At 51.9% G+C, this 12,961-nt stretch carries 16 protein-coding genes and 1 pseudogene; 8 read left to right on the top strand and 9 right to left on the bottom strand.

The window, feature by feature from the left end; translation table 11 throughout:
* Positions 1–6: 6 nt before the first annotated feature.
* Together NST23_RS19890 and NST23_RS19885 are read left to right on the top strand one after the other, a co-directional pair.
* Positions 7–645 carry a metallophosphoesterase gene (locus NST23_RS19890; RefSeq protein WP_122964003.1) on the top strand — a complete coding sequence of 213 codons (639 nt, stop codon included), beginning with the start codon at positions 7–9 and terminating at the stop codon, positions 643–645.
* Positions 646–880: 235 nt separating this feature from the next.
* Complete coding sequence (locus NST23_RS19885; protein WP_122964004.1) at positions 881–2,086, top strand: aminotransferase-like domain-containing protein; 1,206 nt, start codon at positions 881–883, stop codon at positions 2,084–2,086.
* A gap of 80 nt (positions 2,087–2,166) precedes the next feature.
* Here the strand turns inward: NST23_RS19885 and NST23_RS19880 are convergent, their stop codons facing one another.
* The 3 genes from NST23_RS19880 to NST23_RS19870 all read right to left on the bottom strand — a co-directional run bounded on the left by NST23_RS19880 (position 2,167) and on the right by NST23_RS19870 (position 4,696).
* Positions 2,167–2,994 carry an alpha/beta fold hydrolase gene (locus NST23_RS19880; RefSeq protein WP_173596900.1) on the bottom strand — a complete coding sequence of 276 codons (828 nt, stop codon included), beginning with the start codon at positions 2,992–2,994 and terminating at the stop codon, positions 2,167–2,169.
* Between the two features lie 208 nt (positions 2,995–3,202).
* Positions 3,203–4,051 carry a family 1 encapsulin nanocompartment shell protein gene (locus tag NST23_RS19875; protein ID WP_063228109.1) on the bottom strand — a complete coding sequence of 283 codons (849 nt, stop codon included), beginning with the start codon at positions 4,049–4,051 and terminating at the stop codon, positions 3,203–3,205.
* A gap of 36 nt (positions 4,052–4,087) precedes the next feature.
* Positions 4,088–4,696, bottom strand: a complete 609-nt coding sequence (locus tag NST23_RS19870) for an IMEF encapsulin system ferritin-like cargo protein (protein ID WP_122964006.1) — start codon at positions 4,694–4,696, stop codon at positions 4,088–4,090.
* A gap of 318 nt (positions 4,697–5,014) precedes the next feature.
* On the opposite strand from NST23_RS19870, the gene NST23_RS19865 reads away from it, so the two are divergent.
* Together NST23_RS19865 and NST23_RS19860 are read left to right on the top strand one after the other, a co-directional pair.
* Complete coding sequence (locus NST23_RS19865) at positions 5,015–5,296, top strand: DUF2325 domain-containing protein (RefSeq protein WP_005828113.1); 282 nt, start codon at positions 5,015–5,017, stop codon at positions 5,294–5,296.
* Between the two features lie 32 nt (positions 5,297–5,328).
* The gene (locus NST23_RS19860) at positions 5,329–5,505 is read left to right on the top strand and encodes a hypothetical protein (RefSeq protein ID WP_157128119.1); all 177 of its coding nucleotides are present in this window, start codon (positions 5,329–5,331) and stop codon (positions 5,503–5,505) included.
* A gap of 38 nt (positions 5,506–5,543) precedes the next feature.
* Here NST23_RS19860 and NST23_RS19855 read toward each other — a convergent pair whose 3' ends face one another.
* From NST23_RS19855 to NST23_RS19845, 3 genes are all read right to left on the bottom strand, one after another.
* The gene (locus NST23_RS19855) at positions 5,544–5,822 is read right to left on the bottom strand and encodes a S1C family serine protease (protein WP_122964007.1); all 279 of its coding nucleotides are present in this window, start codon (positions 5,820–5,822) and stop codon (positions 5,544–5,546) included.
* An 11-nt stretch (positions 5,823–5,833) separates the two neighbouring features.
* A complete protein-coding gene (locus NST23_RS19850; protein ID WP_217022314.1) occupies positions 5,834–7,282 on the bottom strand; it encodes a recombinase family protein in 1,449 nt (482 codons plus the stop codon).
* A gap of 136 nt (positions 7,283–7,418) precedes the next feature.
* Positions 7,419–7,739: a winged helix-turn-helix transcriptional regulator gene (locus tag NST23_RS19845; RefSeq protein WP_005828119.1), complete on the bottom strand. Its 321-nt coding sequence runs from the start codon at positions 7,737–7,739 to the stop codon at positions 7,419–7,421.
* 239 nt (positions 7,740–7,978) lie between these two features.
* On the opposite strand from NST23_RS19845, the gene NST23_RS19840 reads away from it, so the two are divergent.
* Complete coding sequence (locus NST23_RS19840) at positions 7,979–9,097, top strand: YheC/YheD family endospore coat-associated protein (protein ID WP_122964009.1); 1,119 nt, start codon at positions 7,979–7,981, stop codon at positions 9,095–9,097.
* Between the two features lie 78 nt (positions 9,098–9,175).
* Here the strand turns inward: NST23_RS19840 and NST23_RS19835 are convergent.
* Positions 9,176–9,556: pseudogene (locus NST23_RS19835) on the bottom strand (trypsin-like peptidase domain-containing protein); the annotation flags it as partial.
* Positions 9,557–9,885: 329 nt separating this feature from the next.
* Between NST23_RS19835 and NST23_RS19830 the strand changes: the two are divergent.
* The gene (locus NST23_RS19830; protein WP_122964010.1) at positions 9,886–10,425 is read left to right on the top strand and encodes a PadR family transcriptional regulator; all 540 of its coding nucleotides are present in this window, start codon (positions 9,886–9,888) and stop codon (positions 10,423–10,425) included.
* A gap of 78 nt (positions 10,426–10,503) precedes the next feature.
* Here NST23_RS19830 and NST23_RS19825 read toward each other — a convergent pair whose 3' ends face one another.
* Positions 10,504–11,616 (bottom strand): aminopeptidase, encoded by a 1,113-nt coding sequence (locus NST23_RS19825; RefSeq protein ID WP_173599886.1) that lies wholly within the window; start codon positions 11,614–11,616, stop codon positions 10,504–10,506.
* A 157-nt stretch (positions 11,617–11,773) separates the two neighbouring features.
* Positions 11,774–11,866, bottom strand: coding sequence for a YjcZ family sporulation protein (locus tag NST23_RS28490; RefSeq protein ID WP_007783189.1), 93 nt, complete (start codon positions 11,864–11,866; stop codon positions 11,774–11,776).
* A gap of 212 nt (positions 11,867–12,078) precedes the next feature.
* Between NST23_RS28490 and NST23_RS19820 the strand changes: the two genes are divergently transcribed.
* Positions 12,079–12,312, top strand: a complete 234-nt coding sequence (locus NST23_RS19820; RefSeq protein WP_063228116.1) for a hypothetical protein — start codon at positions 12,079–12,081, stop codon at positions 12,310–12,312.
* Positions 12,313–12,508: 196 nt separating this feature from the next.
* A complete protein-coding gene (locus NST23_RS19815; protein WP_229049716.1) occupies positions 12,509–12,907 on the top strand; it encodes a hypothetical protein in 399 nt (132 codons plus the stop codon).
* Positions 12,908–12,961 lie beyond the last annotated feature (54 nt).

Below are 12,961 nucleotides of genomic sequence, written 5' to 3'. Positions count from 1 at the left end.
GAAGTCATGTCACGTATCCTTGCCATTTCAGACATTCACGGGCACGGTGCAGGGGCAAAGCAGCTTCTGGAGCTGGCCCAGTACGATCCGAAAGTCGATCGGCTGTTTCTGCTCGGCGACTATATCGACAAAAGCCCGGAGACGTGGGAGACGCTCTCTTTTGTGCAAGGGCTGCTGCAAGAAGGGGCGGCAGCTGTGCGGGGCAATCTGGAGCAATGGTTTCTCGACCAGCATGCGGCAGGAGAGCAGCCAGAGTCGATCAAGCAAGCCGTTGCCTTTGTCGCCGGATTGCCATTGTACATCGAGTACGGGCCATACTTGTTCGTCCATGCGGGCATTCGCCCGGGAATCGCGCTCGCTGCCCAGCAGCAGGTCGATCTGCTTTCCATTCGCGAGGAGTTTTGGAACAGCCCGTCTCGCTACGAGTGGATCGTCGTCTTTGGTCACACTCCCACCTATCGCATGGGGGTTGCGCCGGGAGACATCTGGGCAGAAGCTGACCGGATCGGCATTGATACCGGGGCGAAGCACGGCGTCAGATTGACGCTGCTCGATCTCACTCACCACAAAAGCTATTCCTGCTCGACCGAGACAAAAGGGGTGTACACAGATTTTCGCACAGCGGACTGGTGCATCGAAAAGTAGGGTCATTGCCTGCGCGAAAAGCGGGCAGTGGCTTTTTTACATGGGAAAACAGCCTGCAACGGCACGGCACACTAGGCAGCAGTTAGCGGCATCCTGATCACCTTAGCCGAGGAAGCAGTCGATTGAACAATCGCTCGACATAGCCAAAACCTATCCGCTCATAGCCAGCGGGGATTGGACTTTGCCTATCGACAGTGATAAAACAAGAATAAGCAAAATCAAGGGGGAACGGAACATGGAGTACACATTTTCGAAATCAGTAGATGCATTATCCTCCTCGGCTGTCCGGGAAATCTTGAAGCTGACCCAAGGCAATCAAGTGCTCTCGCTCGCAGGTGGCCTGCCAGCCGAGGATTCTTTTCCCATCCAGGAAATGCGCGAAGCGTTTAATCGGGCATTCGATCTGGGCGCGAAATCGTTGCAATACGGTTTGACAGACGGATATATCCCGCTTCGGGAGTGGGTAGCCTCACGAATGAAGCAAAAACATATGAACGTAGGCTTGGACAATATGCTGTTGACCACCGGCTCCCAGCAGGCCGTCGACTTACTGTGTCGAGTCTATTTGGATGAAGGCGACGTCGTGCTGGTAGAAAATCCAACGTATCTGGCTGCAGTCCAATTGTTCCAGTTCCGGGGGATTCGCGCCATTCCGGTGGAAGGTGATTCGGAAGGGATGGACCTGGAGGATCTGGCGAAAAAGATCGCGCAGTATCGTCCGAAAATGGTCTACGTCATTCCGACTTTTGCGAATCCTACGGGAAAAGTATGGAGCCTCGAACGCCGCCAGGGCTTGCTCGCCCAGTGCAAGGCAAACAACATTCTCATTCTGGAGGACGATCCGTACGGCGAAATCCAGTTTGACGGCGAAGCTTCGTACCGCTCGATTTTCTCGCTCGACGAACATCCGACCAATTCCTGTGTCGTCTATACCAGCACGTTTTCCAAGATCGTTGCTCCTGGTCTGCGCACCGGATGGGCAATCGGCGACCAGCGCGTCATTTCGATGATGGTAAAAGCGAAGCAAGCCGTCGACCTCCAGTCCAGCACCATTGACCAGATCGCGCTGCACGAGTTGCTCTCCCGCTTCGATCTGGAAAGCCACATCGAAAAAATCCGCGCTTCCTACAAAGAGCGCATGGAATGGATGAACGAGCTTTTGCTCGCACAAAGCTGGGATGGCGTGCAGTGGGAAAAGCCGCGCGGAGGCATGTTCCTGTGGGTCAACTTGCCAGCCGATGTGGACGCAGAGAAGCTGTTGGCCCGCTCTGTACAAGAAGGCGTGGCATTCGTGCCAGGCAAGCCGTTTTACGCCGCCGAGCCGCAGCACAACACAATGCGCTTGAACTACACACTGTTGAACCGCGAAGATACGCAGCTCGCCATCGCAAGACTCGGCAAAGCGTTTACAGAGTACAGCAAAAGTCTCGTGACGCAATAGCGTCCGGGGCGTGTAAGTGAAAAGCAAAAGGATGCAAAAAGACAATCATGCTGCTGAAAAGCTGATTGTCTTTTTTATTGTTAGGACAAGGACAAAGAAAGCTCTCTTTCGACCCGGTTCAGCCACTCATGGACAAGCTCTGTGAACAGCGTGGGCTGTTCGATTTGCAGATTGTGTCCAGCGCAATCGAGCGCGGCAAAAGAACTGCGTGGATAGTGAGGAAGCAAGCTCCATGCGTCCTGGTAGCCGACGACATGATCCTGCTTGCCTACGACGAACAATCCAGGATGGGGAAAAAGCTGCGTATCAAGCGGGAAAGAGAAGCCGTACGATGTTTTCAGTCGTTCTAAAAAGGGGAAGTCCGCGATGCTGTACCCGCTTATAATCTCTGTTTTGTAGCGGTCCCATGTCTCTTCTGTGGCGACCACAGCCATGGCTTCGAACTCGGCGCGCTCCGACTCTGTCAGCTTGTCCCACAGGCTTTGCTCTTCTACCAAAATGACTTTGTCTGGCAGCGTGCGCTGGCTCATTTTGGGGAAAACACTCGGGCAGATGAACAGGGCGCCTTTGACTTGCTCTCTGCGCTTTTCGATGACTCCACGCGCCAAATAACCTCCGTACGACTCCGCAGCGAGGAGGAACGGTTCGCCTGGCAGTTCACGATCAATCCAGTGCAGAACAGCCTCTAGCATGTCGTCCGTATTTTGCACGCTGTCGTAATTTTTCGTCTTTCCCATACCGGGCAGGTCGATATAGAGTCGGCGAAAACCTTCGCGCTCAGCAAAAACAGGCTCCATGCAGCCTTTCATGACGTGATGATCGAGCGAAAAACCGTGAAGCATGACAATCGGAACGCCGGAACCGATTTGTTCTTGAAAAAAGTCAATGTTGTGCAGTGACTGAATCATACTGGCTAACACCTCTCCCGCCGATTTTGCGTTCCATAACTAAAAAAGGAACGTTTGTTCTTATTTTAATCTAAGATCTGGAAAAAGCAAGAGGGAAATAGAAAAATATGGAGCAAAAAGCCATAAAAAAACGTATCCAAGCGATCAGATCGAATGGATACGTTTTTCGTGTTGGCCGGGATGGTTTGTTTGCGCCATCCGAGGCTGTTTATTCTTCTGTTTCTTCCAATGTGCAGATGGCGCTAGGGCGCTTGATGCGCAGCACTACGCACTCGTATACACGGAACAGGCTGTTCATTTGCTCGTCTCCGAGGAAAGCGGAGTCGAAGTCTTCGGCAATCGCCAGATCGAGGTTGTGGCGGCCTGTAGCCACCAGCACGCCGGAGCGTCCCTTGATCGTAGGCGATTGGTATACGCCGTCTGTCACCAGGTTGCGCACATGCTCGATCTCCAGCACGTTGGTGCCTTTGTGTACGCGGTGCAGGAGGGAGTACAGCTCGGGGGACACGACCAGCGCATAAGGACCGCTGTGACCCATTTTCAAGAGCTTGTTGCGCGCTTCCACGATGTCAGCGAACGCATTGCCGGATTCCATCCAGTCGCTCTTCAGGTGCGTGAGGCGGCCTTTTACATTCATCAGACCAGGCAGATCAAACTCAGCCGCTCCGTTGAAGATCAGGTCGTCTTCCATCAGCGCACCGCCAGCAGCGGCGTTTGCAGCGGCACTCATGTCAAGCGGCATGCCCAGTGTGCGAGCTTGCGCGACATCGCGCCAGTAAAGCATGAAATCTTTGTAAAGAATCGGGATTGTCATGCTTACGCGGCGGCTAGGCTGTGTCATTTCCAGCGATTCGCCGCGCAAGGACAGACCGCCGAAGCGCGATTCATCGTATACGTCATTGGTGATCGTCTGGATACCTTCACCAAGCGGACCGTAAATATCGATAAAGCGACGTCCCACGAGTTGACGGCGGGCCATGTCGACTACAGTAGCGTCCAGTTGGCTCCATTCTTCATTGGTTAATGGAGAGTCTGGGTATTTGCGAAGCTTGTCCATAGCGTAACCTCCAGGTCATATAAGATCGGTGTTTCCTTAATGTCCTTTCAAACTTCCAACAGTAAGCCCCTTTTTGCCAGGAGCGGCAGTCTTGGCAGGAGCCGCGTGTTTGATGACGGAAGCAACACCGTGAGCAGCCGTTGCAGAAGCTTTCAGGTGATCCACCTGATGAATATCGTGGCCTTCATCGTGGTCGGTCAGGTCAGGATGGGATCCGTCAGAGAACCGTCCGCTGAGCGAAGCCATGATTTCTTTTACTTGCAAGTAGTCGGCGTGAGTTTTTTCGCGCATGCCGTCCAATGTCGTGCGGGTTTCGTCATCTTGAAACTCGTACAGGGAAAGCTCCAGATGCTCGCGGAAATTGTGCAGGCCAAACCGCTCCAGGTTCACATCCGACAGCAACTGAGAAAGCTCGCGGTCGCTCAGCTGGGCAAGCGATTCTTTTCCGGATACGTTTTCCAGGTAAGGAACCAGTTCCTGGAGACGTCCCATGCGCTGTTCTTCTTCTTCCAAAATGTGATGGTAGTACAAGCGGGTGTGCTCGTCCTGTGCAGCGTCGATAATCGGCTGGATGATGCCCATGAAACGATTGATGTAACCTCTGGTGCGATCAAAAATGGCGTGCAGCTGTGTAATTTCTTGCACCCTCCGCCACCTCCTCATTCACGATCTATTTGTTCATTATACAGTTGGAAAAATGAACCGGGCAATACATATGTAGATTTTCGGCGTTTTCTGTTAATAAATGGCACGTTTTGCCGGGAGCACATCGCCTCAAGCCACGCCACGACTGAGGTGGATACGTTTAGTTTTGGATTTTTACAAAAAAGTTATCATGGAGAGTATTGTCAAAGCTAATTGGGAATGATAATATTTATCAATAAGAGTGATATTCATTATCAATTAGAAAACAGAGAACCAGAACATACATCGACACTCACCCATTTTAAGGAGGAAAACATTATGTCATCCATTTTAGTCATTGGCGGAGATCGCCTTGGTAATATCGTAGATTTGCTGCACGGACAAGGGTTTAAAGATATTCATCACGTAACGGGGCGCAAAAGCTCCCAAACAGGCGTGAAAATTCCTGCGGGCATTCATATGATTCTCGTTTTGACCGACTTCGTCAATCACAACCTCGCGAAAACCGTGAAAAACCAGGCGAAGGATCGTGAGCTGCCAATCGTATTCTGCAAGCGCTCGTGTTCGGCGATTGCCAAAGCTTTCGATTTGACGGCGTAAATACATACCCGTTCAGGTGGACAGACTAACGCATGAGTCTGATACCAACGGAGGAATGGCGCATGGAGCAAAATCGTTTAAGCGAACTGCCTATTGCGCAGCTGACGGCCGTGCAGCTGCAACAGTTGAAACAGGCAGAGGAACAACTCAATTCAGAAGGCGAGAATGTGTACCTGATCGCATTTGAGAAGCAATCCCCGTCATCGTAGACGGGGTTTTTTTATTTTCCCAATATCTGCTTCTCCGCTTATTTGAAAACATACTGCTCAAGCTGCGTTTTCAGTGCGTCAATCCCGATGGCAAAGCCCAGGCATTGGCTGGACTGGATGATAAAGGCGTTCAGCCCCACGACCTCGCCATTCAGATTGATAAGTGGCCCACCACTGTTGCCGGGGTTGATGGCGGCATCGGTTTGGAAAATCTCTTCATACATTCGTTTTGCCACCTGGAGGCGACGGTTTTTGGCGCTGATAATTCCGGCCGTTACAGAGTTTTCCAACCCAAGCGGGGAACCGCCTGTGTACATAGCGACAAAAACTACAAAAAGACCAGTTGCTGCAGATGAATCGTCCGGCCGTGTGCGTTCCTGCCGGGAGCTTCGGCTGCTTCCACGCGTTTGACGAGTGCCGTCATGAGCATGCGGCGCTCTTCATCGCTGGCATGTGACCAGAGGAGCGGCCAATTGGTCAGCTGACTGTAGGGCGGGAAGGCAGCTCTGGCAAAAGACGGAGGTGGATCAGGGAACAGAGCGTCAGCTTCTTTGGCGAGGGCAGCGATTTTCAGCCGAAATGCTTCGAGGGTGAGCAGTCCTTCCTCGTAAGCTGCTTCCCAGCGCCGCAATTTGAGCGCTCGCCTCTGTTCTCGCGCTTCTGCATCTGCAAAAGGGACCACAGAAGAAAGCGAGGCCCGGACTTCTTCCAAAGCAGCACGCGCTTCGTGCGAATAGCTCATCAGCTCGGAGAGGATGGCCTGCTCCAGACGGTCTTCCCGGATGGCGGGGGCGTCGCAGCGGCCAGCCTGCTTGTTTTTGCATACATAATAACGATGGACGTAACGTTTTCCCGCGCTCTTGGTGTTGGCTGTCTTGCCGCGCATGGGGGAGTGGCACAGGGAGCAGTAGAGCAAACCGGAAAAGCAAAAGGTGGAGCCAAGGACACGCGGGTGGAGCGAGCTGCGCGCAGCCATTTTTTGCTGAATGCGCATGAAAAGGTCTTTGTCGATAATCGCCGGATGGGCGGCCTCTTCCACGATCCATTGATCAGGCGAGTTTTGGCGCTGAAGCCCGTCGGTGTAATTCCAGCGCAGCGCCCCGTGATACACCGGATTTTTCAGCAGGCGCAGGACAGAACTTGCCCCCCAGCTCGCGCCGTTTTTCCCGCGAAGTCCTTGGCGATTTGCCCACTCCGCAATCTGCCGCGGCGACTCGCCTTTCTCATAGCGCTCAAACATTTCGCGGACGCCAGCCGCCTCCGCATGCTGAATGGTCAACGCCCCGTCCACCAGCTCGTAGCCAAAAGGCGGGGGGCCGCCTGGCCGTTTTCGTTCCTTCGCCATCTGCTCCATGCCGAGCTTGACTCGCTCCGCCAAATTTTCCCGCTCCCACTGGGCGAGCGCCGCCACCAGCGTAATGAACAGTCGGCCGATGGCGGTAGTCGTATCGTACACCTCTGTGCAGCTTTTGAAGCGCACGTCATACTTTTCAAACTCCTGGAGAAGCCGGTACAGATCCAGCACAGAGCGGGTGAGGCGATCGAGACGATAGACGAGGACGACATCGGTCTTCCCTTCGCGGATATCTTTCAGCAGCCGTTTCAGTTCAGGGCGGTTCGTATCTTTGGCGCTCACGCCTTCTTCCGCGTAGATGGCGGCAACCTCCCACCCTTGTGAGTGGACGTAAGCCAACAGTTTTTCCCGCTGGGCCGGGATTGAAAATCCTTCACGTGCCTGGTCTTCGGTGCTGACGCGCATGTAGACAGCCGTTCGCATCGGATTTCCTCCCATCAACTGAGGTTGCTAGAGTCTACAGCAAAACAGCGCTTTGTATGCCTGGACAGATTGGAAAACTTGGATTTTTTGCGCACAAAAAAACCCCGCTTATCCTGATTGGACAAGTGGGGCTGCGCTACATCCATTTTTGTCCCCATTCGTGAATGGATTCAATGACCGGACGCAGATCTCTTCCTTTTTCTGTCAATTCATACTCGATGCGCACAGGAATTTCCGGGTATACTTTTCGTTCCAAAATTCCCAGCTCCTCCAGTTCCTTCAGTCGCTCCGAAAGCATTTTGTCGCTCATGTGCGGAACCATCTCGCGAATATCTTTGAAGCGAACAGCGCCGCGAAGCAAAACGTGGATGATCAAACCTGTCCAGCGCTTGCCGAGGACATTGATGGCGCATTCGTACTTGGGACACATGTGCTCGCCAGCAAATTCTTGACTCATGTTGGTGTCACCTCTATACAGCATGGTTATGTTAACGCTTATTGTAGCAGATAAACTTGAAAAAAGTAAGTAACGAAGTGTTTGGCATGTGCTTATCTATGTTTGCCATACCGGGGCGGGGTTATGCTGGAAATAGGATTGTCCGCACGAGCCAAGCCCGTTTCCGGCAAAAATCGTTTCACAGGCAGGCACATGCACATAGACTGTGGCGAACGATACGAGAAGAAGAGGGTGTTAGGATGCTTCCAAAACCGGTGATCGGGATTTTGACCTGGCGCCAGGGGCAGCGCTTTGGCGAGCCGGACTACTTGCGCAAGCTGGTGCTGGCAGGGCAGAAGCTGGGGGCGGAAATTTACCTGTTTTCGCATCAGGACGTAAACATGAAGGAAAAAAAGATCAAAGGCTTTCTTCCCAAAGCAGGCGGCGGCTGGAGCAGCAGATGGTTTCCGTGGCCGCAGGTCGTCATCGACCGCTATCGGCGGCGTGTCCCCGAGTACATCCGGCTGCGAAACAGCGACCTGCTTTTCTTTGCCAACAGCCCGTTCAGCAAAAAGTGGCGGGTCACCCAGCTTTTGGCCAAGGACAGGCGGGTGATGCACTGGATTCCGGAAACACACTTGTACGAAAAAAAGCGAGTTGCAACCATGCTGAGCAAATATCCACTCGTGTACGTCAAACCGGGGAACGGCTCCGGGGGGAAAAGCATTTTGCGGATATCGGCCAAGGGCAAAGAATTTAGCCTCTCCGGGCGCGACAAGCAATATCAGACGCACACTGCCAAGCTGGACAGCGTCAGTGCTGTGGAGAACTGGGTTGGCCGCTGGGTAGTCGAGCAGCAGATTGCAGATGGCAATTTTCTCGTGCAGCAAGGGATCGATCTCGGATTGATTCCGAATCATGTGGCAGATGTGCGCGTGCTCATCCAAAAGGATCAGGCAGGGGAGTGGAGGGTGACTGGCTCCGGGGTACGGATCGGGGAGGCTGGCAGTTCGACCTCCAATTTGCACGGCGGAGGGCGCGCTGTTTCCTTTGAAGGGTTGATCGAGCAGCGATTCGGCAAGAGACAAGCACAGCTGATCACGAAGGAGTGTCACTCGCTTGCCCATGAGGTGGCGAAGACGCTGGAGGATTACTTTGGACGAATGATGGAGTTCGGGCTGGATATCGGTGTCGCTGTAGACGGGAGCGTCTGGCTGATCGAGGTCAATCCGAAACCGGGGCGGGAAGTATTTCGCCAAATGGGGGATATGGTCACGTACGCCAAGGCGATCGAGCGGCCTGTGCAATTCGCTCTCCATCTCGCCCGCAAGAGACAGACCGGGGATGTAGGGCAGAGGGAACAACGTGTCAGGGTCTGAAAGAAGCTTGGTTTTTGTTCCTTTGGAAGCAAGCGGGGAACCGACACTGATGACCCATTCACCAACCTTGGTGTGTGAAGAGTTTCCGAGTGCCAAAGGATAGAGCTTGCAGTCCGCGTCGATTTTGATAACAGCATAGTCCCTGACTCGATCGGCAATGATGCGTTTGGCTTCAAATACTTTGCCGTTGTACAGCTTGACAAAAATGTTTTTCGATTTGCCGATGACGTGCTCGCTGGTCAAAATATAGCCTCTCGGGTGGAAGATAAAACCGGAGCCGAAACTGCGCTCGGTAGGCGGTGACGAAGTATTATCATCCTGGTCGATGAGACTGCGAATCAGAGAATCGACGTCTTTAGCTAGGGGAGCGTCTTCCGTGACGATGGAAACGACTCCCTCCTGTACGCGCTCTACAATAGGGACAAAAAAATTGAACGGGTGCAGACTGCTGCTGCTCACAGGGTACTTTACTCGCGTATATTGGGACCATTTTTTACTTTTCACCAATCTCTCCCCCTACAGCAGTTAGGTATATATCATCTTATGGAGGGGCGAAAGGGAAGGGACGCCCAATTTGAGCGCGGCGTTTGTTATATCATTATTTTTGATTGATATAATAAAGAAATAGCATTGGTATAATTATTAGAATCGAATTATAATACATGTAGTTAGAGAATATTTTGAACATAAAGGCTTAGCAGATGGATATTCACTTCTGTCTGAAAAAAGGCAATTGTCTGCTTTGTCGCTAGAGAGAGAAAAAGAAAGATAATGGAGGATGCGAAGAGATGGATGTTAAAACGATCATACTCGGCTTTTTGAGCTATGGAGAAATGAGTGGGTACGATATCAAGCAGGCGTTTTCCAACAGCATCGGCTTTTTCTACGATGCCAGCTTTGGCGCGATCTACCCCGCACTGCGCAAGCTGGAAGAGGAAGGACTGGTCACCAAGCAAGAGGTCATCCAGTCTGGAAAGCCGAACAAAATTTTGTATCAGATTACAGAGCAGGGCAAGGACACGTTCCGTCAAGAAATCCAGACGCCGATTTTGCCTCCTGTGCTGCGCTCTGACATGCTGGTGAAAATTTTCTTTGGCAAGAGCCGTTCCCCCGAGGAGCAAAAGGACATGCTGGAGAGCTGTTTGAACCTTCAGCGCCAAATGCTTCAACAAAGCCGAGCCTCATTCAAGAAGCTGGAGCTGCATTTTGACGAATATCAGCGCTTTTGCTGGGAATATACGATCCATCATCTGGAGTCGACGATTTCCTTTTTGGAGCACAAAATGCCCTCGCTAGCCAAACAACCAGCATTGTCTGCTTCCATCTGAGCAGGGATTTGACCAATTGGGTTGAACACGCATGCAAGAAGGCTTCGCCGCAATAAAGTGGCGAAGCCTTCTTTTTGTTTACTTCAGGTTTTCCGGGTTGAGGCACTCCAGCTCTGGCACGACAAAACGTCCGTCTTTGCGGATCAGGCGGTCGTCAAACCAGATTTCCCCTCCGCCCCACTCAGGGCGTTGAATCATGACGAGATCCCAGTGGATGGACGACTTGTTGCCGTTGAACGCATCGTCATAGGCTTGTCCAGGCGTGAAGTGGAAGCTGCCGTCGATTTTCTCATCGAACAAAATGTCTTTCATCGGGTTTTGGATGTAAGGATTGACCCCGATCGCAAATTCGCCGACGTAGCGGGCGCCTTCGTCTGTGTCGAACACTTCGTTGATTTTCGTCGTGTCGTTGGCAGTCGCTTCGATAATTTTGCCATCCTTGAAGGTCAGCTTGATGTTGTCATAAGTGAAGCCTTGGTATGGGGATGGCGTGTTGTACGAGATCGTGCCGTTGACGGAATCGCGCACTGGGGCTGTAAATACTTCCCCGTCCGGGATGTTGGCTTCTCCGGCGCATTTGATGGCAGGAATGCCTTTGATCGAGAAGGACAGGTCGGTGCCAGGTCCTGTGATGCGCACCTTGTCGGTTTTTTCCATCAGCTCGACGAGGCTGTCCATCGCCTTGTCCATTTTGCCGTAGTCGAGCGTGCACACTTGGAAGTAGAAATCTTCAAAAGCGGCTGTACTCATGTTGGCCAGTTGAGCCATGGAAGCGTTCGGGTAGCGAAGCACGACCCATCTGGTTTCAGGCACGCGCACGTCCAGCACAGGGCGGGCGAACAGCTTGGAGTACATTTGCATTTTGTCACCCGGCACGTCAGCCAGCTCGCTGATGTTGTCGCCGCCACGGATACCGATGTAGCAATCCATTTGCTTCATAAAGGAGACGTCAGCTTCACGCATGATGCCGAGCTGGTCTTCGTTGACACCGAGAAGCAGTTCGCGCTGAATGCTTTGGTCAATCAGTTGAACGTAAGGATTGCCTCCCGCTGCGTAAACTTTGGCAATTACGGCTTTCGTCAAGTCAGTCACATCGCCGATGGAGTAGATTAAAACGTTTTCACCTTTTTGTACTTTGGTGGAGTAGTTGACGAGGACGTCAGCTAATTGCTCAATACGTGGATCTTTCATAGGAAGGGGATCCCTCGCTTTCCATATCATATCAGTATGTATTGTACACAAATCGCATAGAAAAAAGCTACCCATACCAGGGTAGCGTGCGGAGGAAACGCGTTTACAGGATTCGGTTCTTCATGTATATGCAGGGTCCTGCGCCAATATGGCTATGTCAATCGCAGCCGCAGCCGATGATGACCAACAGGATAAAAAGAATCAACACTAAGGTGAAATCATCGAGGTCTCCATTGAAAATGCTACTCATAGGATGAACATCCTCCTTGTTGTGTGTTAAGCCTCTTGTGCTTACATCCATAACATATGGGTTTATGCACAGTCCCGATACGGGCATCCGCCCATTTTTGCGAAGATTCTTTCCATGCCATCTGCTTGCCTGCGCATGTTTATTATTCTGAAAATCAGGAAAAGCTAGAGGATACGAAAAGACTTTGCAAAAAACGAAAGGATGTTATGGCGATGCAAAGATCATTGTCGAGTCTTCAGCACGAGTTGGTTCCCATTACGATTAATGTAGGCGAGGATTTCAAGTCCATTGTGTGGAAAGCCCAGTACGATATGGATTTCAATACGGAATGCCTGTTTTGCTTCTCGGAGCAGATTACAGGATACCGGGTGGAAGATGAGGCGGGGCATTCCGGCAAGGTAGCGGTTTGCCCGCACTGTGAAAAAGTAAACGCCATTTACGCGTAAGCGGCGAGACAGTGGCACATACACGAAAAGCGATGCTCAAGCGGGCATCGCTTTTTGCTTTGACACGTCCTTCATGGATGGACGATATTTGCCACTGCATCCACCATGTACCACCTGCGTTTTAGCAGGATTGAAGGGAGGAGCCTCGAATAGTATGAGAGGTATACATATGTAGATAGAGTTAGGGGTGAACTTTGTGCAAAAGAAATGCAGCCGCTGCGGGAATGACATGGAGATCGTGCTGCGCAATGTCGTGTATAAAAAGCGGGTCAAAATCATGAACGTCCCGGTACACGTTTGCGTCGACGATTGCTGCGCGCATTCCCAGGTGGTAGATGTCATCAAAGAAGATTTGAAATCACTCATGGAGGAACTGGGCCAACATCCGCAGCGCCAGGCGATCGAATTTGAAGAAATGTCAGAGTTATCCAACTTATTGGTATTGATTGCTAACGAAAAGGCAGATTCTTCGGTTCGTGAAGTGCTGGGCGAGAGGGTCAACGAGCTTCTGGATCTGTTTTTGTTGGCGCAGTCCCTAGGCGATGAGAGATGGATGCTGGAACTGCGGGAGCGATTGACCAAAATCATGGTATAAACACGAAAGAGGAGGCGCTGGAACAGGCGGCTCCTTTTTGTTGGCGCAGTCGAG

Source organism: Brevibacillus sp. FSL K6-0770 (genome assembly GCF_038000275.1).
Taxonomy (GTDB): Bacteria; Bacillota; Bacilli; order Brevibacillales; family Brevibacillaceae; genus Brevibacillus; species Brevibacillus parabrevis.
This window is presented reverse-complemented; position numbering and strand designations above follow the sequence as displayed.